The organism is Rhizobium sp. P43 (assembly GCF_056730705.1).
The window spans coordinates 1130088-1152568 of the sequence record NZ_CM161539.1; the positions used below are offsets into that span (position 1 = coordinate 1130088).

At 61.7% G+C, this 22481-nt stretch carries 18 protein-coding genes; all 18 read left to right on the forward strand.

Translation table 11 applies throughout. The features are described 5' to 3' along the window. The first annotated feature begins 2 nt into the window (after window positions 1-2). The 18 genes from ftsL (at window position 3) to recN (ending at window position 22451) form a co-directional block, all read left to right on the forward strand. On the forward strand, window positions 3-398 hold the full coding sequence (gene ftsL / locus AC1PUL_RS05615) for a cell division protein FtsL (protein WP_480467101.1): 396 nt from the start codon (window positions 3-5) through the stop codon (window positions 396-398). Further along, window positions 398-2143, forward strand: a complete 1746-nt coding sequence (locus AC1PUL_RS05620) for a peptidoglycan D,D-transpeptidase FtsI family protein (protein ID WP_480467103.1) — start codon at window positions 398-400, stop codon at window positions 2141-2143. Before ftsL ends, AC1PUL_RS05620 begins: the two co-directional genes overlap by 1 nt. Before the next feature lie 58 nt (window positions 2144-2201). Beyond that, window positions 2202-3656 carry a UDP-N-acetylmuramoyl-L-alanyl-D-glutamate--2,6-diaminopimelate ligase gene (locus tag AC1PUL_RS05625; protein WP_480467105.1) on the forward strand — a complete coding sequence of 485 codons (1455 nt, stop codon included), beginning with the start codon at window positions 2202-2204 and terminating at the stop codon, window positions 3654-3656. Next, window positions 3653-5086, forward strand: a complete 1434-nt coding sequence (locus AC1PUL_RS05630) for a UDP-N-acetylmuramoylalanyl-D-glutamyl-2,6-diaminopimelate--D-alanyl-D-alanine ligase (RefSeq protein ID WP_480467107.1) — start codon at window positions 3653-3655, stop codon at window positions 5084-5086. Before AC1PUL_RS05625 ends, AC1PUL_RS05630 begins: the two co-directional genes overlap by 4 nt. Window positions 5087-5111: 25 nt before the next feature. Then, the gene (gene mraY / locus AC1PUL_RS05635) at window positions 5112-6212 is read left to right on the forward strand and encodes a phospho-N-acetylmuramoyl-pentapeptide-transferase (RefSeq protein WP_298461659.1); all 1101 of its coding nucleotides are present in this window, start codon (window positions 5112-5114) and stop codon (window positions 6210-6212) included. Window positions 6213-6219: 7 nt separating this feature from the next. Beyond that, complete coding sequence (gene murD / locus AC1PUL_RS05640) at window positions 6220-7629, forward strand: UDP-N-acetylmuramoyl-L-alanine--D-glutamate ligase (protein WP_480467108.1); 1410 nt, start codon at window positions 6220-6222, stop codon at window positions 7627-7629. A gap of 1 nt (window position 7630) precedes the next feature. Next, window positions 7631-8785: a putative lipid II flippase FtsW gene (ftsW, locus tag AC1PUL_RS05645; RefSeq protein WP_480467109.1), complete on the forward strand. Its 1155-nt coding sequence runs from the start codon at window positions 7631-7633 to the stop codon at window positions 8783-8785. Window positions 8786-8789: 4 nt separating this feature from the next. Further along, on the forward strand, window positions 8790-9911 hold the full coding sequence (gene murG / locus AC1PUL_RS05650) for an undecaprenyldiphospho-muramoylpentapeptide beta-N-acetylglucosaminyltransferase (protein ID WP_480467111.1): 1122 nt from the start codon (window positions 8790-8792) through the stop codon (window positions 9909-9911). Continuing rightward, entirely contained in the window at window positions 9908-11320 is a 1413-nt protein-coding gene (gene murC / locus AC1PUL_RS05655; protein WP_480467113.1) for a UDP-N-acetylmuramate--L-alanine ligase, read from the forward strand. Before murG ends, murC begins: the two co-directional genes overlap by 4 nt. After that, on the forward strand, window positions 11321-12295 hold the full coding sequence (gene murB / locus AC1PUL_RS05660; protein ID WP_480467114.1) for a UDP-N-acetylmuramate dehydrogenase: 975 nt from the start codon (window positions 11321-11323) through the stop codon (window positions 12293-12295). Window positions 12296-12362: 67 nt separating this feature from the next. After that, the gene (locus AC1PUL_RS05665) at window positions 12363-13217 is read left to right on the forward strand and encodes a GGDEF domain-containing protein (protein ID WP_480467116.1); all 855 of its coding nucleotides are present in this window, start codon (window positions 12363-12365) and stop codon (window positions 13215-13217) included. 203 nt (window positions 13218-13420) lie between these two features. Then, window positions 13421-14347, forward strand: coding sequence for a D-alanine--D-alanine ligase (locus AC1PUL_RS05670; protein ID WP_480467118.1), 927 nt, complete (start codon window positions 13421-13423; stop codon window positions 14345-14347). Further along, window positions 14335-15267, forward strand: a complete 933-nt coding sequence (locus AC1PUL_RS05675; protein WP_480467120.1) for a cell division protein FtsQ/DivIB — start codon at window positions 14335-14337, stop codon at window positions 15265-15267. Before AC1PUL_RS05670 ends, AC1PUL_RS05675 begins: the two co-directional genes overlap by 13 nt. Next, complete coding sequence (gene ftsA, locus AC1PUL_RS05680; RefSeq protein WP_480467121.1) at window positions 15264-16595, forward strand: cell division protein FtsA; 1332 nt, start codon at window positions 15264-15266, stop codon at window positions 16593-16595. The genes AC1PUL_RS05675 and ftsA overlap by 4 nt, the downstream gene beginning before the upstream one ends. A 96-nt stretch (window positions 16596-16691) precedes the next feature. Further along, on the forward strand, window positions 16692-18437 hold the full coding sequence (ftsZ, locus tag AC1PUL_RS05685) for a cell division protein FtsZ (protein WP_480467123.1): 1746 nt from the start codon (window positions 16692-16694) through the stop codon (window positions 18435-18437). Window positions 18438-18699: 262 nt separating this feature from the next. Continuing rightward, on the forward strand, window positions 18700-19656 hold the full coding sequence (gene lpxC, locus AC1PUL_RS05690) for a UDP-3-O-acyl-N-acetylglucosamine deacetylase (protein WP_480467124.1): 957 nt from the start codon (window positions 18700-18702) through the stop codon (window positions 19654-19656). A gap of 281 nt (window positions 19657-19937) precedes the next feature. Continuing rightward, window positions 19938-20744, forward strand: a complete 807-nt coding sequence (locus tag AC1PUL_RS05695) for an outer membrane protein assembly factor BamD (RefSeq protein WP_480468499.1) — start codon at window positions 19938-19940, stop codon at window positions 20742-20744. A 33-nt stretch (window positions 20745-20777) separates the two neighbouring features. Beyond that, a complete protein-coding gene (gene recN / locus AC1PUL_RS05700) occupies window positions 20778-22451 on the forward strand; it encodes a DNA repair protein RecN (protein ID WP_480467125.1) in 1674 nt (557 codons plus the stop codon). The last annotated feature ends 30 nt before the right edge of the window (window positions 22452-22481 follow it).

The following is a 22481-nucleotide window of genomic DNA, read 5'->3' on the forward strand; positions in this document are numbered from 1 at the left end:
CCGTGCTGAGACCCTTCGATTTTCTCATGGTCTGCGCCATGCTGGCGGCGGCGACCGTCACCTACAAGATCAAGCATCACACAGATAACAAGGCGGCCGAAGTTCGCCGGCTCGAAGCTGAAATCAAGCTCGAGAAAGATACGATCGATCTCCTGAAGGCGGACGAGGCCTTGCTGACGCAACCCAACCGTCTGGAGCGGCTGGTGCAGACCTATGCGGCCGAGCTGCAGCTCGTGCCGACCGATCCCAGCCAGCTCGCCCGGCCGATGGAACTGCCCATGCCGAAGGACCAGGTTCCCGTGCCGGAAGCCGAGGAGGGCGCTGCCGACGGCCTCAGCGCAACGGCTCCGTCCGACCCCATCAAGGATCTCATCATGACAGGATCGGTGGACCGCTGATGACATTTCTTTCGAAAATCATGCTGCTGAAAAGCCAGGCGCACTTTTCCACCGACGTGCAGCGTGGCGGTGCCGTGGTGAATACCGCCACGTTCAAGGGGACAGGCAAGCGCAAGTCCGAGATGGCGAAGACCCGCGTCGGCCTGATGATCGCCACCTTCTGCATCGCCTATGCGGTGATTGGCGGTCGTCTGGTGCAGTATGGCCATGCCCAGCCGGAAACCGTGTCCAGCATCCTGCCGGCCGATCGTCTGATGGCGTCCCGCCCCGATATCCTGGATCGCAACGGCGAAGTGCTGGCCACCGACATCCGTACCGTGTCGCTGTTTGCCGAGCCGCACAAGATCGTCGATCCCGACGAGGCGGTCGAGCGTCTTTCGACCGTGCTCAAGGATCTCGACGTCAGGGATACCTATCGCAAGCTCTCGTCCGATTCCCGCTTCCAGTGGCTTCGCCGTCAGCTGACGCCGAAGCAGCAGAGCCAGATACTGGCGCTCGGCATTCCCGGAATCGGCTTCCGTCCGGAAAAGCGCCGCTTCTATCCGGGTGGTGCGACTGCCTCGCATATCGTCGGCTACGTCAATATCGACAATCGCGGTATGGCCGGCATGGAGAAGTACATCGACAACCAGGGGATGGCGGATCTGCGTGCGCTTGGCATGACCAGCGACACGCCGCTTGAGCCCGTCCAGCTCTCCGTCGATATCCGTGTTCAGAACATTCTGCGTGACGCTTTGGTTACTGCCGTTACGAAGTATGAGGCGATTGCTGCCGGTGCCGTCGTGCTCGACGTGCATACGGGTGAAGTCATTGCCATGTCTTCCATTCCGGACTTCGACCCGAATCGCCCCCAGGAAGGGGCGCAGGAGGGCTGGATGAACCGGATGACGAACGGCACGTTCGAAATGGGTTCAACCTTCAAGACCTTCACCACGGCCATGGCGCTCGATTCGGGCAAGGTGTCGATGAAGGACAGTTTCGACGCCCGCTATCCGATCCGCATCGGTCGCTTCACCATCAAGGATTTCCACGGCAAGAACCGGATCCTGACCGTGCCGGAGATCTTCCAGTATTCCTCCAACATCGGCACGGCCCGCATGGCCGAAGCCGTCGGTACGGCCGGCCACCGGGAGTTCCTGACACGGATGGGGCTTCTGACGCGACTTGAGACCGAGCTGCCCGAAGTCAAGGCGCCGTCGCAGCCGCGCGAATGGAAGCAGATCAACTCGATCACCATCTCGTTCGGCCACGGCGTTTCGACGACGCCTTTGCAGACGGCGGTCAGTGCTGCAGCCCTCGTGAATGGTGGCAAGCTGATCGCGCCGACCTTCCTGACCCGCAACCGCGAACAGGCCGACCAGATTGCACAGGTCGTGGTGAAGAAGCAGACCAGCGACGATATCCGTTATCTGTTCTGGCTGAACGGCAAGAGCGGTTCGGGCAAGCACGCGCTTGTCGAAGGTTTCAATGTCGGCGGCAAGACCGGTACGGCGGAAAAGGTCGTCAACGGGCGGTATTCCGACGATCAGAACTTCAACTCCTATGTGGCGGCCTTCCCGATCGAAAATCCGCAATATCTCGTACTGAGCTTCATCGATGCACCTAAGACGGGCGAGGGCGGAGGCCGCACCGCTGGTCTGACGGCTGCACCCATCGTCGGCGAGATCATCCGCAGAAGCGCCGCAATTCTTGGTGTAGAACCGAAATACGGGGAAGACGGCTCAGCATTGCTCGTCTCTTATTGATCAGATCGACTACAGACGGGGCGATTCGCGAAAATTGCCCCGAGAGGATGGACTGCATATGCTTTTGGGCGCACTGGCTGGCGAGGAGTTTGGGGATCAGGTGACAGCTGGCGGCGCTGCCGGCATCGAGGTTCGGGGACTTTCAGCCGACAGCCGCAAGGTCGAACCGGGCACCGTCTTCTTCGCCTTCTCCGGATCGAAGGCCGATGGTTCGGCCTATGCTGCTCAGGCCGTCGAAAAGGGCGCCGTCGCCATCGTCGCCTCCCATACCATCGACACCTCCGTTCCCGTCGTGGTCGTCGATAATCCGCGCCGTTTTCTGGCGCTTGCGGCTGCCCGCTTCGTCGGTCGCCAGCCAAAGGTGATGGTCGCCGTGACCGGTACCGCCGGCAAGACGTCGGTCGCCTCCTTCACGCGCCAGATCTGGGCGGAAGCCGGCCATGCGGCAGCCCAGATCGGCACGACCGGCGTTATCTCGCCGAAGCGCAATGATTATGGTTCGTTGACCACGCCGGATCCGCTGGCATTGCACACGCTTCTCGGCGAACTCGCCGATGAGGGCGTGACGCATGCTGCCATGGAAGCGTCCAGCCACGGGCTCGACCAAAGCCGTCTCGACGGCGTGGTGCTCTCGGCTGCCGGTTTTACCAATCTCGGTCGGGACCACATGGACTACCACCCGACCATGGAAGACTACATGGCGGCCAAGATGCGGCTGTTTGATACGCTGCTGCCCAAGGGCGCGCCGGCTGTTGTTTTCGCTGATGATGCCTGGTCGGACGAGGCGATCCGCGTCGTGAAGGCATCCGGCCACGATGTCCGGACCGTGGGCCGCAAGGGCGATTTCCTCAGCCTGAAGCGCGTCGAGCATTTTCGTCACAAGCAGGTCGCCGAAGTCCATCATGCGGGCGAAATCTTCGAAGTTCACATTCCGCTTGCCGGCGATTTCCAGATTGCCAATGCCCTGGTGTCTGCCGGTCTCGCCATCGCGACGGGTGTGGGACCCGCTGTCGCGCTCAAGGCGCTGGAGCATCTGAAGGGTGCATCTGGTCGGCTGGAACTTGTTGGCCAGACCAAGGGCGGGGCACTTGCCTATGTCGATTATGCCCATAAGCCGGAAGCGCTTGAAAATGTGCTGACCTCGGTTCGTCCGTTTACGACGGGCCGGGTGATCGTGGTCTTCGGTTGCGGTGGGGACCGCGACAAGGGCAAGCGGCCGATCATGGGCGAGATCGCCGCGCGGCTTGCCGACGTGGTTATTGTCACCGATGACAATCCGCGCTCGGAAGTGCCGGCGACCATCCGCTCCGAGATCATGGCGGCAACGCCAAAGGGGATCGAGATCGGCGACCGCGCCCAGGCCATACGGGCCGGGGTTGCCATGCTTTCCACCGGGGACACGCTGATCGTGGCGGGCAAGGGGCATGAGGAAGGACAGACGGTCGGGACCGAGACGCATCCGTTCTCGGACCACCAGGAAGTCCGCAAAGCCTTGGAGGAGTTCGACCGTTGACCCTGCTCTGGACCGCGCGTGAAATGGTTACCGCCATGGGTGGCCGTCCCTTCGGCAATCTGCCTGAAGGCGTTACCGGTATTTCGATCGACAGCCGCACGATCACACCAGGCGAAGCCTTCTTCGCCATCAAAGGTGACCGTGTCGACGGCCATGACTATGCCAGCATCGCGATTGCCAACGGTGCATCGCTGCTTGTCGTCAGCGAAGCCAAGCTGCCCGCGCTAGGCCGTCTGACCGTGCCGATGATCGTGGTCGAGGATGTTCTCGTCGGCCTGCAGAAGCTCGGCATGGCCGCCCGTGACCGGACTCCCGCGACCGTGATTGCCGTCACGGGTTCGGTCGGCAAGACGACGACCAAGGAGATGCTGCGCCTGACGCTTGCGCCCTCCGGCAAGGTGCATGCCTCCGTCGCCTCGTTCAACAATCATTGGGGTGTGCCGCTGACGCTGGCCCGCATGCCGATCGACACGCGTTACGGCGTGTTCGAACTCGGAATGAACCATTCCGGGGAGCTCGGTCCCCTGTCGCGCATGGTGCGGCCCGATGTTGCGATCATCACGACCGTTGCGCCCGCCCATCTCGGGAATTTCTCCGATGTGTCAGAGATTGCCGACGCCAAGGCGGAGATCTTCGAGGGCATCGTCAATGGCGGCGACGCGATCCTCAATCGCGACAATCCCTATTACGAACGCCTCGAACAGGCGGCGCTCGCGCAAGGTGTCGAAAACATTCATAGCTTCGGGCAGCACGCCAAGGCTGAGTTCCGGCTGGCGGAATTCGATGGTGCGGCCGAGATCTCGACGCTTTGGGTGTCGTTTGGCGGTGAGACGCGCGAAGTGACGATCGGTGCTCCTGGCCGGCATCTGGCCGAAAATGCGATGGCGGTTCTTGCCGCCGTCTCGCTTGTCGGTGCAGATGTCGATGCGGCCATCGAGGCGCTTGCGAACTTGACGCCGGTCAAGGGGCGCGGTCAGCGCCACCGGCTGAAGATGCCCGATGGCGTGCTGACGCTGATCGATGAAAGCTACAATGCCAATCCGGCGTCGATGCGGGCCGCGATTGCCGTTCTCGCAGCCGCCCAGCCGACAGGCGAGGGGCGACGGATCGCCATTCTCGGCGACATGCTGGAAATGGGCCAGTTTGCTCCGAGCGTGCATGCCGATCTCGCCGGCCCGTTGCTTGCTGCCGGCATTGAGCATGTCTGGCTTGCTGGTCCGGAAATGGCGGCGCTTCGCGACGCTCTGCCGGAAACGGTGCACGTCGTCTATCTCGAGACCACGCAGGAGCTCGCGAATTTCGTTACCGCAGAGGTCCGGTCCGGCGATGTCGTGATGGTCAAATCTTCTCTCGGCATCGGTTTCGGCAAGATCGTTTCGGCTCTGCTTGACAAGTATCCGGCATTCACCGACACGGAGCGCCACCTTTAATTCCGGGCTTTTTGAAAGGGCTCCCATGCTGATCTGGCTTGTGGAACTGGCGGACAACCTTCAGTTTTTCAATCTCTTCCGTTACATCACCTTCCGGACCGGGGCTGCTCTCTTCACCTCGGCGCTGGTGGTCTTCCTGTTCGGCCCGGCGATGATTTCTTCGCTGCGCGTGCGCCAGGGCAAGGGTCAACCGATCCGTGCCGACGGACCCCAGACCCATTTCAAGAAGGCGGGTACGCCGACCATGGGCGGTCTGATGATCCTCGCAGGCATCGTGGTTTCCTCGCTGCTCTGGGCGGATCTTTCGAACGTTTATGTCGTCGCGACACTGCTGGTCACGCTAGGCTTCGGCGCGATCGGCTTTTATGACGACTATCTCAAGGTGACGAAGCAGACGGAAAAGGGCTTTTCCGGCAAGGCGCGTCTGGGGATCGAGTTTTTGATCGCGGGCACTGCCGTCTATTTCATGATGTCAACGGCGCTGAGCTCTGGACCGCAGGGCTCGACCTTCGGGTCTTCGATCGCCTTCCCGTTCTTCAAGGACTTCCTGATCGATCTCGGCATCTTCTTCGTGCTGTTCGGCGGCTTCGTCATCGTCGGCGCCGGCAATGCGGTGAACCTGACCGACGGTCTCGATGGTCTGGCGATCGTGCCGGTTATGATTGCCGCTGCCTCGTTCGGCGTCATCGCCTATCTCGCCGGTAATGCCGTCTTTGCGAACTATCTGCAGATCAATTTCGTGCCCGGCACCGGTGAGCTTGCGGTTGTGCTTGGCGCGGTGATCGGAGCGGGCCTCGGCTTCCTGTGGTTTAATGCCCCGCCGGCGGCCATCTTCATGGGTGACACCGGCTCGCTTGCCCTTGGCGGTCTGATCGGCTCGGTCGCTGTCGCGACCAAGCACGAGATCGTCATGGCGATCATCGGCGGTCTTTTCGTCATGGAGACGCTCTCGGTCATCATCCAGGTCGGCTATTTCAAGCTGACCGGCAAGCGCGTCTTCCTGATGGCGCCGATCCATCATCACTTCGAAAAGCTCGGCTGGACGGAGAGCCAGGTGGTCATCCGTTTCTGGATCATCGCGGTTGGCCTTGCCATGCTCGGCCTGTCCACCCTGAAGCTGCGGTGAGGCGGCGATGATTCCGGCGACCACGTTCAAGGGCAAGACCGTCGCACTGTTCGGGCTCGGTGGCTCGGGGCTCGCGACCGCCAAGGCCTTGCAGGCCGGCGGGGCTGGTGTGATCGCCTGGGACGACAATCCCGACAGTGTGGCACGGGCCGCTGCCGAAGGTGTCCCGACGCGGGATCTGCGCGAGATCGACTGGTCCTCCGTCGCTTCCTTCGTGCTTTCGCCGGGCGTGCCACTTACCCATCCGAAGCCGCACTGGACGGTGGGCTTTGCGCGTGCCGCTGGCGTCGAGATCATCGGCGATGTCGAGATCTTCGTGCGCGAGCGCCGGACGCATGCGCCGGACTGCCCGTTCATCGCGATTACCGGAACCAACGGCAAGTCGACGACCACGGCATTGATTGCCCATATTCTTCAGGCAAGCGGTCGCGACACGCAGCTGGGCGGCAATATTGGCCGTGCGGTGCTGACGCTCGATCCACCGAAGGACGGTCGCTTCTTCGTCGTCGAGTGCTCGTCCTACCAGATCGATCTTGCGCCGACTCTCAATCCGACGGCCGGCATCCTGCTCAACCTGACGCCCGATCATCTCGATCGTCACGGCACCATGCAGCACTATGCGGATGTGAAGGAACGTCTGGTCGCCGGGGCAAAGACGGCGATCGTCGGCATCGATGACAGCTACTGCGAACTGATCGGTGACCGCATTGAGCGGGCCGGGACGAAGGTCATCCGGATCTCCAAGCGCCAGCCGCTGGCAGACGGGCTCTATGCAGAGGGTTCGCGGATCATGCGGGCGGAGCAGGGTGCAACGTCGCTGCTGGTGGATCTCGATGGCATCCAGACGCTGCGCGGCAGCCACAATGCCCAGAATGCCTGTGCGGCGATCGCAGCCTGCCTGGCCGCCGGGGCGTCGGAAGAGGAGATCCGCAAGGGGCTCCAGAGCTTTCCGGGCCTCAAGCATCGCATGCAGCCGGTTGGGCGGCGCGCTCAAGTCGTTTTCGTGAACGACAGCAAGGCGACCAATGCGGATGCGGCAGCGCCTGCGCTTTCAAGCTACGAGCGGATCTACTGGATCGCCGGCGGATTGCCGAAGGAAGGTGGCATCGCAAGCCTCGCACCACTCTTTCCGCGCATCGTGAAAGCCTATCTGATCGGTGAGGCTGCTTCGGCCTTTGCAGCACAGCTCGGGGACCGTGTGCCTTACGAGATCTCGGACCGACTGGAGCGTGCCGTGGCGCATGCTGCAGCGGATGCTGATCGGGATGGCGAAGCTTCGGCAGTGATGCTCTCACCGGCCTGTGCGAGCTTCGACCAGTACAAGAATTTCGAGGTCCGCGGCGACGCCTTCGTTTCGCATGTCGCAGATCTTCCAGGGGTGACGATGCTGATCGATCTGCCGACAGGAGGCAAATGAGATGGTAAGCCGCGTGGAGAGAGGGCCGGTCGCCGACTGGTTCTGGACGATTGACCGTCTGTTCCTGATCACCTTCGTTCTCCTCATGGGCATCGGGCTGATGCTCTCTTTCGCGGCCTCGCCGGCGGTGGCCGAACGGCTCGGCCTCGACAGCTTCCATTTTGTCAAGCGCCACGCGATCTTCATGATGCCGGCGCTTGTGGTCATGATTGGCCTGTCGTTTCTTTCCCCGCGCCAGGTACGGCGTGTGGCCATGCTGATCCTGGCGGCCTCTCTGATGATGATGGTGTTGGTGCTTTTCATCGGTCTTGAGGTCAAAGGCGGGCGGCGCTGGCTGTCGATCGGATCCATGTCGATCCAGCCGTCTGAGTTCATGAAACCTGCCTTCGTTGTGATCTGCGCCTGGCTGTTTTCCGAACACGCGCGCCAGCCGGAAATTCCCGGCAATCTCTTCGCCATCCTGCTGTTTGCCATCGCCGCTGCACTGCTGATCGCCCAGCCTGACCTTGGTCAGACAATCCTGATCGGCAGTGTCTGGGGGGCGATGTTCTTCATGGCCGGCATGCCCTGGCTCTGGATTGTCATTCTGGGCGTCCTGGGGGGCGCCGGGTTCTTCGGGGCCTATCTGACGCTGCCGCATGTTGCGGGGCGAATAGATCGATTCCTGACCGGGGAAGGCGACACCTTCCAGGTCGATACCGCCCGCGAAGCCATCATTCGTGGTGACTGGTTTGGCCAGGGGCCAGGCGAGGGTGTGGTCAAGCGCATCATCCCTGATAGCCATACCGACTTCATTTTCTCGGTCGCGGCCGAAGAATTCGGCATCGTCTTCTGCATGGTGCTGGTGGCGATCTTCGCCTTCCTCGTGCTGCGTGGCTTGAGCCACGCCTACAAGGAGCGCAACGATTTCAACCGTCTCGCCGTGTCGGGCCTCGTGCTGCTACTCGGCGTGCAGTCGATGATCAATATCGGCGTCAATCTCGAACTTCTGCCGGCCAAGGGCATGACGCTGCCGCTCATATCCTATGGTGGATCGTCGATGACGGCGATCTGTGTCACGGCCGGCTTCATCCTGGCGTTGACGCGCCGTCGTCCGGAAAAGCGCGCTCAGGAGCGCAGTCTTTTCCGCTCGGTGGCGGGTGTGCCTGCGGAGTAGTTGAATGAGCAAGGGTATCGTGTTGCTTGCCGCCGGTGGAACCGGCGGTCATCTTTTTCCGGCCGAAGCGCTGGCGCATGAGTTGAGGGCGCGCGGCTTTGCCGTGCATCTCGTCACTGACCGGCGTGCGGAACGTTATGCGGGCAGCTTCCCGGCAGACGAAATCCATACGGTCTCCTCGGCGACCATCGGTTCGAAGAACCCTGTTGCCGTCGTCAAGGCGTTTTTGTCCCTTTGGCGCGGCTATCGGGAAGCGCGGGCGCTCATCTTGCGCCTGAAGCCAAAGGCCGTCATCGGCTTCGGTGGCTATCCGACCGTTCCCCCCGTCTTTGCTGCCGCCGGTCTCGGCGTTCCGACGGCCTTGCACGAGCAGAATGCGGTGATGGGGCGTGCCAACAAGCTGCTCGCCTCGCGTGTTCGCGCGATCGCCGGCGGATTTCTGTCTCCGAGTGGCGATCATGCGGCGAAGATGGTGCTCACCGGCAATCCCGTTCGCCCGGCGGTGATTGCCGCAGCAGCCCAGCCCTATACGCCTTCGGGTGCGAATGAGGCGTTCAATCTCGTGGTCTTCGGCGGGAGCCAGGGTGCGCAATTCTTCTCCGACGCCATTCCCGGTGCGATCCGCCTGTTGCCCGATGCGCTGCGTCAGCGTCTGGCGGTGACACAGCAGGCGCGGCCGGAAGATCGGCAGAAGGTGATCGACAGCTACACGACGCTTGGCATTCGCGCGGATGTCGCGCCCTTCTTCACCGACATGGCGGAGCGTCTGGCAGCTGCTCATCTCGCGATCTGCCGCTCTGGCGCGTCGACGGTGTCGGAGCTCGCCGTGATCGGGCGTCCGAGCGTGCTTGTGCCCTATCCCTATGCACTGGACCATGACCAAGCGGCGAATGCAGCCGCGCTGGCTGCCCAGGGCGGTGCGCAGGTGATAGCCCAGGCTGAGCTTTCCCCAGAGCGGATCGCAGACCTCCTGACCAAGGCGATGGAGGGGCCGGAGGGGCTTGTCACCATGGCTCATGCCGCGAAAAGCACGGGCAAGCCCGACGCTGCCGGCTTGCTCGCCGACCTCGTAGAGGCTATTGCCGCCGGCAAGGGCATTGCCCAGTCGAAGGGAGCCACACAATGAAAATGCCGAAATCCATCGGCCTGGTCCATTTCATCGGGATCGGCGGCATCGGAATGAGCGGGATCGCCGAGGTGCTGCACAATCTCGGTCACAAGGTGCAAGGGTCTGATCAGGCCGAAAGTGCCAATGTCCAGCGTCTGCGCGCCAAGGGCATCGAAGTCTTTGTCGGCCACAAGGCCGAGAACCTTGGCGACGCCGAAGTCGTCGTCGTATCGACCGCGATCAAGAAGAACAATCCGGAACTGATTGCGGCGCGCGAAAAGCTCTTGCCGATCGTCCGACGTGCCGAAATGCTGGCCGAGTTGATGCGCTTCCGTAATGCGATTGCCATTGGAGGCACGCATGGCAAGACGACGACCACGTCGATGGTCGCCGCGCTTCTCGAAGCCGGCAATCTCGACCCGACCGTCATCAATGGCGGCATCATCAATGCCTATGGTACCAATGCCCGCATGGGCGAGGGCGAGTGGATGGTGGTCGAGGCGGATGAGTCCGACGGCACCTTCTTGAAGCTGCCGGCCGATGTAGCTGTCGTCACCAATATCGACCCAGAGCATCTCGACCATTACGGCACATTCGACAATGCGCGGGCGGCGTTCCGCCAGTTTGTCGAGAACGTGCCGTTCTACGGTTTCGGTGTGATGTGCCTCGACCATCCGGAAGTGCAGGCGCTGGTCAGCAAGATCGAGGACCGCAAGGTCATCACCTATGGTGAGAACCCGCAGGCCGATGTGCGCTTCTCGAATGTGCGCCTCGATGGTACGCGCTCGATCTTCGACGTCGAGATCCGCCGTCGCCGCACGGGTCGCGTCTTCAACTTCAAGGATCTCGTGCTGCCAATGCCGGGCCGGCACAACATCTCCAATGCCTGCGCGGCGATTGCTGTGGCCAATCGGCTCGACATTTCCGAAGAGGCGATCCGCAAGGGGCTGGCCGGCTTCGGGGGCGTGAAGCGGCGGTTCACGCTGACGGGGACCTGGAACGGAGTACAGGTCTTCGACGACTACGGGCATCATCCGGTCGAGATCAAGGCCGTGCTGAGGGCGGCGCGCGAGGCCTGCCAGGGCCGGATCATTGCCGTGCACCAGCCGCATCGCTTCACGCGCCTGTCGAGCCTGTTTGATGATTTCGCCAACTGCTTCAACGATGCCGACACGATTTTCCTGTCGCCGGTCTATTCGGCAGGGGAGGATCCGATCGAGGGTGTCGATTCGGAGACCCTGGTGTCGCGCATCAAATCTGGTGGTCATCGCGATGCGCGTTACTTGGCCGCGCCGGATCAACTCGCCTCCCTCGTTGCGGGCATTGCACAACCGGGTGATTTCGTGGTCCTGTTGGGGGCTGGCAACATCACCCAGTGGGCGGCAGCCCTGCCGGCGGAACTTGATGCAATTTCGGGAAAGTCTTGAATGAAACAGGTGGATGGGGAAAAGCTTCTGGCGTCGCTCGGCCCGGGGGTCAACGATCTCAAGGGGCGGCTGACACCGGATGCGCCGATGGACCGGGTCACCTGGTTCCAGGCCGGCGGTCTTGCGGAACTGATGTTCCAGCCGCATGACGTTGAGGACCTGACTGCCTTCCTGAAACTCTTGCCGGAAGATGTGCCGCTCACCGTCGTGGGCGTCGGATCGAACCTGCTCGTGCGTGACGGCGGCATCCCCGGTGTGGTGATCCGCCTGTCCGCCAAGGGGTTCGGCCAGGTCGAGCTTGCGGGTGAGAACCGGATCCGCGCCGGTGCGATCTGCCCGGACAAGCACATTGCCGCCATGGCGATGGACAACAATATCGGTGGCTTCCACTTCTATTACGGTATTCCCGGTTCGATCGGCGGCGCCGTGCGTATGAATGCCGGCGCCAATGGCGGAGACACGGCAGGCCGTCTGATCGAAGTCGAAGCGGTTGACCGCAAGGGCAATGTGCATGTCCTGTCGAATGCCGACATGGGCTACAGCTATCGCCATTCGGCGGCACCCGACGGTCTGATCTTCACCAGCGCGCTGTTTGAGGGTTACCCGGAAGAAAAGGCAAAGATCCGCGCCGACATGGATGCGGTTCGCCATCACCGGGAAACGGTCCAGCCGATCAAGGAAAAGACTGGAGGGTCGACCTTCAAGAACCCGGAAGGACATTCCGCCTGGGAACTGATCGATGAGGCCGGTTGCCGCGGTCTGATGATCGGCGGTGCGCAGATGTCGTCGTTGCACTGCAACTTCATGATCAATGTCGGCCATGCGACGGGTTACGATCTCGAATATCTCGGCGAGACCGTGCGCCAGCGGGTGTTTGAAACCTCCGGCATCAAGCTCGAATGGGAAATCAAGCGGTTCGGGATTTTCATGCCCGGTCGCGAGGTCAAGCCTTTCATGGGTAGTGTGCCGGCCTGAGGCCTCGCATTCCCGTACGAAGTTTTAACTTCGCTCAATTAGGCTTCCCGAAGTTTCGGGGAGTTTCATGTTCGATCTGGTGCATGTCTGGGTTATTCGACAGCTGACGCTTGGTGAGTTTGCGTCGCGGCAGTCGGTGCTGTCGAAAGCTGTCTTGATGGCGGCGAAGATCGCTGTCTTTGCCTATCTGTTGAATATCGTTGGCCACCTCATCCTCGTGGCTCTTGGGCTGCTTCCCTATCCCCTTCTTCCGGCACTCGTGGTTGCGACGATGCTGACGCCGCCGGTATCCTTTATCGTTGCGGTGATTGCCTATTCGGTCGTGGGCCTTGCGATCTATGACCTTGGGGTGTCGCGCCAGCGCTTCGAGACCTTGAGCCGGACCGACATGCTGTCCGGGCTTATGAACCGCCGGGCATTCCTCGAGACGTTTGAGATGGCGCGCGGCCCGGTCGCCCTGATCCTTTTCGATATCGATCGCTTCAAGTCGATCAACGATACGCTTGGCCATAAGGCGGGAGACGATGTCATCGTCCGGACGGCGCAATGCCTGAAAGATGCCCTGGGCTCAGGGGAAGCCATCGCCCGCATCGGCGGCGAGGAGTTCGCCGTGTTGCTGACGGGGAAGGGAACGGAGCGGGCCATGCAGATAGCCGAGACCATTCGCGCATCCGTCCCAGGCATGGGTCTGACCATCGCCGGGCGCCAGGTCTCCGTCACCGTGTCTGCCGGGGTTTCCGAAGGTCTTGCCGAGCTTGGTTTCAGCGAACTCTTTTCCGGCGCAGATCGCGCTCTTTACCTCGCGAAAGCGAGCGGACGGAATCGAATCGTGCATGCGCGAGAGCTGGTTGAGGCTTCTCTCAGCCTGTCCGGCCCTGACGATGGTCAAGCCGTCGGGAGCCGTCCTCGGCTAACTGCCTGAAGCCAACCATCATAAAATAATCTCAATATCACAGTGCTTTACGTTGCTAAGCTAAATCGACTTATTAGCTTGTGAGGCATTCTGTTTTGCAGTCGAGTTAACGAAAGTAAACGGTTCATTAACCTTAATGTTGTTCAACTGGCCTCACAGAGCCGGATCAGTCGGTTTGACTGCCGGTCGGGTTTGGAATTTGCGAGGCGTTGATGAGTGGCAAGCATGTCGCGGTTTTGATGGGTGGATTGTCCTCCGAGCGGCCTGTCAGCTTGTCCTCGGGGAATGCCTGCGCGACTGCTCTCGAGGGTGAGGGCTTCAAGGTTACCCGTGTCGATGTTGGTCGTGACATTGGTCGGGTGCTCGAAGATCTCCGTCCGGATGTGGCCTTCAATGCGCTGCATGGTCCCTTTGGTGAGGACGGCACCATTCAGGGTGTTCTCGAATATCTTGAAATTCCCTACACGCATTCCGGCGTGCTCGCGTCCGCGCTTGCGATGGACAAGAAGCAGGCCAAGATCGTGGCGGCCCAGGCGGGCATCCCGGTTGCCGAGGCCATGGTCATCAGTCGTTTCGATATCGGCAATACGCATCCGATGGCGCCGCCATATGTGGTCAAGCCGGTCCGTGAAGGTTCGAGCTTCGGTGTCGTCATCGTCCGCGAGGATATGGCGCATCCGCCGCAGATCCTGACCTCCAGCGAATGGCGCTATGGCGACGTCGTGATGGTCGAGCGTTATGTCGCCGGTCGTGAGCTCACCTGCGGCGTGATGGATGGCACGGTGCTTGGTGTGACCGAGATTGTGCCGCTCGGGCACAGCTTCTACGACTACGACTCCAAGTATGCCGCTGGTGGCTCGCAACACGTGCTTCCTGCGCAAATTTCATCGAAAATTTACCAAAAAATACAATCATTAGCGCTCAAGGCACACCAGGCGCTCGGGTGTCGCGGGGTGAGTCGGTCAGACTTCCGTTACGACGATCGCTTCTCCGAGGATGGTGATCTGATCTGGCTGGAGCTCAACAATCAGCCGGGCATGACCCCCACTTCGTTGCTGCCGGAAATGGCTGCCCATGCGGGTTACAGCTTTGGTGAATTTGTACGTTGGATGGTGGAGGACGCTTCTTGTTCTCGTTGAGCGGCAACAAACTGGTTGATGGTCCGGGTGTTTATCCCGCTGCGCCGCTTGCCTCCGGGGAGGCGAAGGTGCTGCCGCGGCCGCTCCGCCGTCTCGTGCGTTTCGTGGTCAGCCTCTGCTCTGGCCGTATCGTTCTGCCGCCTCATCTCGGCAAGGCGAGCCTGGCCGGCTTCTATGGTCTTGTGTGCCTTCACGGTGTCATTGTCGGTGGTCACGGTCCTGTCGTGATGCAGACGGTCACGTCCAAGGCTGGTTTTGCGGTTGAGGACGTGCGGGTCTCCGGCAATCAGCACACGTCCGAAATCGACATTCTTCAGCTTCTGGGTCTTGATGGTTCGACCAGCCTGCTCGGCCTCGATATCGCTGCTGCGCGGCAAGCCTTGTCGCAGCTTCCCTGGGTCGAATCGGCCGAGGTTCGCAAGGTCTATCCTTCCACGGTCGAGGTGGTTCTGCGCGAGCGTCAGGCCTTTGGCATCTGGCAGCATGGCAATGACCTGTCGCTGATCGAGCGTTCGGGCTCGGTGATTGCTCCGCTGCGGGATAACAAATTTGCTTCGCTGCCGTTGTTCGTTGGCCGCGATGCCGAGACTGCGGCTGCGGCGATCGACGAGGAGTTTTCGAACTGGCCGGCCATTGCGTCGCGTGTGAAGGCTTTCGTTCGGATCGGCGGTCGTCGCTGGGACGTCCATCTCGACAATGGCGTGATCGTACGTCTGCCCGAGGAAAATGTCGCCGGTGCCCTGGCGCTGCTCAACCGGTTTGATGAAGAGCAGCAGGTCCTGTCGCGTGATATCGCGCTGGTGGACCTGCGTCTGCCCGATCGTGTTGCCGTCCGCCTGACGCCTGGTGCTCTGGAGCGCCGCACGGCTGCTCTTGAAGAGCGCCGCAAAGCCCTGAAGAAACTGGAGCAGAAGATATGAGCATCTTCGGCGGTTCCTCCTTCGGTTTCCCGCCCGCCAAGCCGCTTTCGTCGAAGCGGGCACATGTCGTCTCGGTCCTCGATATCGGCTCGACCAAGGTCGTCTGCATCATTGCGCGGCTTACGCCGCGTCGCGAATCGGCGGTTCTGCCCGGGCGCACCCACAATGTCGAAGTGATTGGTCTTGGCCATCAGCGTTCGCATGGCATCAAGTCCGGCGTGATTGCCGATCTCGACGCTGTCGAAAGCGTCGTGCGCCTCGCCGTCGATGCGGCAGAGCGCATGGCCGGCCTGACTGTCGAAAGCCTGATCGTCAACGTTTCTGCCGGGCGCATCGGTTCGGATGTCTATACGGCTTCGATCGACCTCGGCGGCCAGGAAGTCGAATCCGGCGACCTGCGCAAGGTTCTGATTGCGGCTGGCCAGCAGTCCCAGGGCAATGACCGTGCGGTCTTGCATTCGCTGCCCACGGGCTTTTCACTTGACGGAGAACGGGGAATCCGTGATCCCCTTGGAATGTATGGCGACGTTCTCGGCGTCGACATGCATGTGGTCACGGCCGAACGTGCAGCGCTTCGCAATCTGGAGCTCTGCATCAACAGGGCTCACCTGACCGTCGAGGGTGTGGTTGCCACGCCTTACGCCAGCGGGCTTGCTGCCCTGGTCGATGACGAGGTGGAGCTCGGTTGCGCGGCGATCGACATGGGCGGTGGCATGACCACCATCTCTGTCTTCGCCGAAGGCAAGTTGATCCATACGGACGCCATCGGGATCGGCGGTCACCATGTGACGACCGATCTGGCGCGCGGGTTGTCGACCCGTATCGAGGATGCAGAACGTCTGAAGGTCGTTCACGGTTCGGCTGTCGCCAACGGCGCCGACGAGCGCGAAGTCGTGTCGGTTCCGCCGATCGGCGAGGACGACCGGGATCAGCCGACCCAGGTTCCGAAGGCGCTCCTGACCCGGATCATCAGCGCGCGGATCGAGGAAACCCTCGAAATGCTGCGCGACCGGATCCAGAAGTCCGGCTTCTCGCCGGTGGTCGGAAAGCGCGTTGTGCTCACGGGTGGCGCCTGCCAGCTGACCGGCATGCCGGAAGCGGCGCGCCGCATTCTGGCCCGGAACGTGCGTATCGGTCGCCCGATGGGTGTCTCTGGTCTGCCGGCGGCAGCCAAGGGACCGGCCTTCTCGACGGCCGTCGGCCTGACGATCTATCCGCAGATGGCGGATCAGGAAACACATGCCGGGCAGGGCGGGTTGTTCTCGCCCTTCGGCAACGGAAACAGCCGCTTCGCCCGCATGGGCCAATGGCTGAAAGAGAGTTTTTGAGTTCACCCGGCCGAACACAAGGTTCGGCCAAGGGAAATCTGTTGAAATGACATGGCCGGCTTGGCGATGCGGCCGGAAAAAGAAGGAACGGGTACCATGACCATCAAGCTGCAGAAGCCAGATATCACTGAGCTGAAGCCCCGCATCACCGTCTTCGGTGTCGGTGGCGGTGGCGGCAATGCCGTCAACAACATGATCACCGCTGGTCTGCAGGGCGTCGATTTCGTCGTCGCCAACACGGATGCCCAGGCGCTGACGATGACCAAGGCCGAGCGCATCATCCAGCTCGGCGTCAACGTAACCGAAGGTCTCGGCGCCGGCTCGCAGCCGGAAGTCGGACGTGCGGCCGCAGAAGAGTGCATCGACGAGATCATCGACCATCTCAACGGCACCCACATGTGCTTTGTCACCGCCGGCATGGGCGGTGGTACCGGCACGGGCGCTGCCCCGGTTGTCGCCCAGGCCGCCCGCAACAAGGGCATCCTGACCGTTGGCGTCGTCACCAAGCCGTTCCACTTCGAAGGCCAGCGCCGCATGCGTCTCGCCGAGCAGGGCATCGAGGAACTGCAGAAGTCGGTCGACACGCTGATCGTCATTCCGAACCAGAACCTCTTCCGCATCGCCAACGACCGCACCACCTTCGCCGACGCCTTCGCGATGGCCGACCAGGTCCTGTATTCCGGCGTTGCCTGCATCACCGACCTGATGGTCAAGGAAGGCCTGATCAACCTCGACTTCGCGGACGTTCGCTCCGTGATGCGCGAGATGGGCCGCGCGATGATGGGCACGGGCGAAGCATCGGGCGAAGGCCGCGCCATGCAGGCTGCTGAAGCTGCCATTGCCAATCCGCTGCTCGACGAAACCTCGATGAAGGGCGCTCAGGGCCTGCTGATCTCGATCACCGGCGGTCGTGACCTGACCCTGTTCGAAGTCGACGAAGCTGCCACCCGCATCCGCGAAGAAGTCGACCCGGACGCCAACATCATCCTTGGTGCTACCTTCGACGAAGCTCTGGAAGGCATCATCCGCGTGTCGGTCGTTGCCACCGGCATCGACCGTGCGGCGCTTGCCTCCAAGGGCTTCGAGGCCGCTCCGCTGGCAAAGCCGGCTATGCGTCCTTCCGCGGCCGTTGCTCCGGCACCGGCCGCATATCAGCCTGCAATGACGCAGGCCCCCAAGCCGACCATGGACCCGGTCGCAGACACCATTCGTTCGGCTGAAGCAGCCATGGAACGTGAACTTGAAATCGCCGTTGCCCGTCAGTCGCTGAGCCAGCCTCAGCCTGCTCCGCAGCAGGAATTCCGCCCGGCAAGCCGTCTGTTCGCTTCGCCGGCTCCGGAAGCGGCTCCCGCTCCGCAGATGGCACAGCCGGTTGCTCCCGCCCCGGTCATTAGCCAGCCTGCTCCCGTCATGCAGCAGCCCGCTCCGGTCATGCAGGCGCCTGTCGCGCCGGCTCCGATCGCAGCCGAGCCCCGCATGGCAGCAGAGCCGGTCCGCATGCCGAAGGTGGAAGACTTCCCGCCGGTTCTGCGCGCCGAAATCGATCACCGCGCCCAGCCGGTAGCACCTGCTGCCCAGGACGAGCGTGGCCCGATGGGTCTCTTGAAGCGCATCACCAACTCGCTCGGCCGCCAGGCTGACGAGGAGCCTGTGATGGGCGACATGACCGGTTCTGCTCCGGCTGCTGCCTCGCAGCAGCGCCGTCCGCTTTCGGCGGAGGCAAGCCTCTATGCACCGCGTCGTGGCCAGCTCGACGATCACGGCCGTGCAACGCCGGCCCGTGCCGTCAGCGAAGACGACCAGCTCGAAATCCCGGCTTTCCTGCGCCGTCAGACGAGCTAAGCACTATCCGAGACTCACTTCCGAGAACCCGGGTCGCAAGACCCGGGTTCTCTGCGTTTAACACTTTGTTAGATGATTGGAAATTCTCAAGGAAATTCAATCGGCTGTCTTCGTTACAAAACGAAAGAATCAGTGATTTGGCTCACGTCCCGGTCACACGTATGTATGAAGTCGAAACAAGGGGTAACGCTCCTTCGGCAAGAGACTGCGACGGGAAACGATCGATCCACCGCCTCGTCGCATCAGTTGTAAGGCTATCGGAATGGCAATTGCTTTGCTCGGATTTCAGACCACGATCGCAGCGCCACTTACGCTGACGGGTATCGGGGTTCATTCCGGCCGTGAGGTGTCTATCACCTTTCAGCCGGCGGAAGCCGGGACGGGCATCATGTTTGTTCGCCAGCACGATGATGGCTCCACCAGCGAATATCGCGCGGTCTCTGCGCATGTTGGCAACACCGATCTCTGCACGGTGCTCGGTACCAATCCGGCACGGTCTGTTGCAACCATCGAACATGTGATGGCCGCGCTTTATGCGCTTGGCCTCGATAATGTTGTCGTCGAGGTCGATGGCGCGGAAATGCCGATCATGGACGGCAGTTCCGAAGTCTTCATCGATGCGATCGAACAAATTGGCATCGTCAATCTCGGCGTCAAGCGCCGCTACATCCGCGTGACCAAGCCTGTCCGTATCGAGGCCGGCGCGTCGTGGTCGGAGTTCCGCCCCTATGATGGCACACGCTTCGAGGTCGAAATCGATTTCGACAGCAAGTTGATCGGTCGGCAGAAGTGGGAAGGCGATCTGACAGCCGAAACCTTCAAGACGGAACTGGCGCGAGCCCGTACCTTCGGTTTCATGCGCGATGTCGAGCGCCTCTGGGCTGCCGGTTTTGCGCTGGGCTCGTCGCTGGAAAACTCGGTCGTGATCTCTGACGATGATACCGTCATCAATGTCGAAGGTCTGCGCTACGAGAAGGATGAGTTCGTCCGTCACAAGACGCTCGACGCTGTCGGTGACCTGGCACTTGCCGGCGCGCAGTTCATCGGTTGCTACCGTTCCTATCGTGGCGGTCACAAGATGAATGCCAACGCCCTGAAAGCGCTGCTGAGCGATCCGACAGCCTATGAGGTTGTCGAGGCTCCGAGCCGCAGCCATCAGGTTCGTGCGCGTGAGTTTGTTCCGGTGCAGGTTTCGGAGTTTGCACCCTGGTCGGCTTAAGTGCAGGACAGAATATCTGAATTTGACCGCCGGCCTCTCTTCGAGCGCCGGCGTTTTTGCTTGAGAATTGGGGGAGGGGCGAGAATGCCACTTTCTTCGCGCCCTGCCACAAAAATGCGTTAAAGTGACATCACTGCGTTGCCCTCATGCTGCTTTTGTGGCTAGAAACGCCAATTGAAGGCGACGGTTTTCAAGCGGCGCTGCAATCGGGATCATTTCGAATGAATCATGTGGGATCGGTCGTTGTGAAGAAAGCCGTGCGTATTGCGGGCCTCAGCGTGATGTTGTCTGTGGGCGCCTTGCTCGCGGGATGCCAAAGCGACCCGGATATCGACATCAGCAAGCTGGCTGCAGAGACCGAGCCGCCGGAAGTTCTCTACAATCAGGGCCTCGCCAACATCAAGGCCGGCAACATGGCCGAGGCGTCGCGCAAGTTTGACGCGGTCGATGCGCAGAACCCGTTCTCCGAATGGTCGCGCAAGGCGCTCGTCATGAGCACCTTCACCAAGTATCGTCTTGGCCGCTATTCCGATGCGATCGCGACCGGTAACCGCTACCTGAGCCTCTATCCGAAGTCCGAGGACGCAGCTTACGCCCAGTATCTCGTTGGTCTGGCCTATTGGCGGCAGATTTCCAGCGTCACGCAGGATCAGCGTAATTCGCTGAAGACGATCGAAGCGATGGAACGCGTCGTCAACGACTATCCCGATTCGGAATATGTCGATGATGCGCAGGCCAAGATCCGGTTTGCCCGCGACCAGCTCGCCGGCAAGGAAATGCAGGTTGGCCGTTACTATCTGGAACGTAAGGAATATCTCGCTGCGGTCTCGCGCTTCCGCGTGGTCGTCGAGGAGTATCCGAACACGAACCAGATTGAAGAAGCCTTGGCACGCCTCGTCGAGTCCTATTATGCCATGGGTGTCGTATCGGAGGCCCAGGCCGCTGCAGCGGTTCTTGGCCACAACTACCCGGACAGCCAGTGGTATGCCGACAGCTATGCGCTGCTGCAGAAGGGCGGTCTGGAGCCGCGTGAAAATGCCGGTTCCTGGATTACCCGTGCCGGCCGCAGACTGCTGATCGGGACCTGACGGTCCCTCGTCACGAAGTGAGATCCTGAGCCCATGCTGGTCCAGCTGTCGATCCGCGATATCGTCCTGATCGAGCGGCTCGATCTTGCCTTCGAGACGGGCCTGTCCGTGCTGACCGGTGAAACCGGCGCTGGCAAATCCATCCTGCTCGACAGTCTTTCCTTGGCACTCGGCGGCCGTGGTGACGGCTCGCTGGTGCGCCATGGCGAGGACAAGGGCCAGGTGACGGCCGTGTTCGACGTTGGCGGTAGCCATCCTGCGCGGACGTTGCTCAAGGGCAACGGCGTTGACGACGACGGCGACCTGATCTTCCGTCGTGTCCAGTCGGCTGACGGCCGCACCCGCGCCTATATCAACGATCAGCCGGTCAGCGTGCAGCTGCTGCGTCAGGTCGGCCAGCTGCTGGTCGAGATCCATGGGCAGCATGACGACCGCGCCCTGATCGATACCGATGCCCATCGCATGCTGCTTGACGCCTTTGCCGGCCTGACGGACGAGGCGCTCGATCTTGGCGAAAGCTATCGTCGCTGGCGCGATGCCGAGCGGGCCTTCAAGACGCATAAGGCGAAGGTCGAGGCTGCCGCACGCGAGGCCGACTATTTGCGTGCCTCCGTCGAGGAGCTCGAAGGTCTGTCTCCGCTCGACGGCGAGGAAGACGAACTCGCCGAGCGTCGCTCGCGGATGCAGAAGTCCGAGCGGATCGCCGGCGACATTGCCGAGGCTTCCGAATTCCTGAACGGCACGGCGTCACCCGTCCCGCATATCGCCTCGCTGATGCGGCGTCTCGAGCGAAAGAGCCATGAGGCGCCGGGACTGCTCGAAGAAACCGTGCAGCTCCTCGGCGCGGCACTCGACACTCTGTCTGCCGCACAGATGGAAGTGGAAGCGGCGCTGCGCCGCACCGAGTTCGATCCGCGTGAACTGGAGCGTGTCGAGGAGCGTCTGTTTGCGCTGCGTGCGGCCGGTCGCAAGTATTCCGTGGCGGTTGCCGACCTGCCGGCGCTGGCAGAAAAGATGGTTGCGGATCTCGCCGACCTCGATGCCGGCGAAGAGCGGCTTGGCCAGCTGGAGACCGCTGTTCGCGATGCCAAGGGGCATTATGACCATCTGGCCCAGCAGCTTTCCTCGAAACGCCAGAACGCCGCCCAGGCGCTCGCCGATGCGGTCATGCAGGAACTGCCGGCGCTGAAGCTCGAGCGTGCACGGTTCATGGTCGAAGTCGCAGTTGATCCGGAAAATGCGACTGCCGACGGCATCGATACCGTGGAATTCCATGTCCAGACCAATCCCGGAACCCGCCCCGGACCGATCATGAAGGTTGCTTCTGGTGGTGAGCTTTCTCGCTTCCTGCTGGCGCTCAAGGTGGCGCTTGCCGATCGCGGTTCAGCGCCGACGCTGGTCTTTGATGAAATCGACACCGGTGTCGGCGGTGCCGTCGCGGATGCGATCGGCCAGCGGTTGAAGCGGCTCTCCGCGAAGGTCCAGGTGCTGTCGGTTACCCATGCGCCGCAAGTCGCGGCACGTGCGTCCACGCATTTCCTGATCTCCAAGGGGCCCTCCGGTGACGCCGGCGATAAGATCGCGACCCGCGTCGCCATCATGGAACCGGATCATCGCCGGGAAGAGATCGCCCGCATGCTGGCCGGTGCCTCGGTGACCGACGAGGCGCGGGCCGCGGCTGCGAAGCTTCTGGCGGCTGGCGAGTGAACATCTTGCCCCGGGCACCCGTTGCCTTCA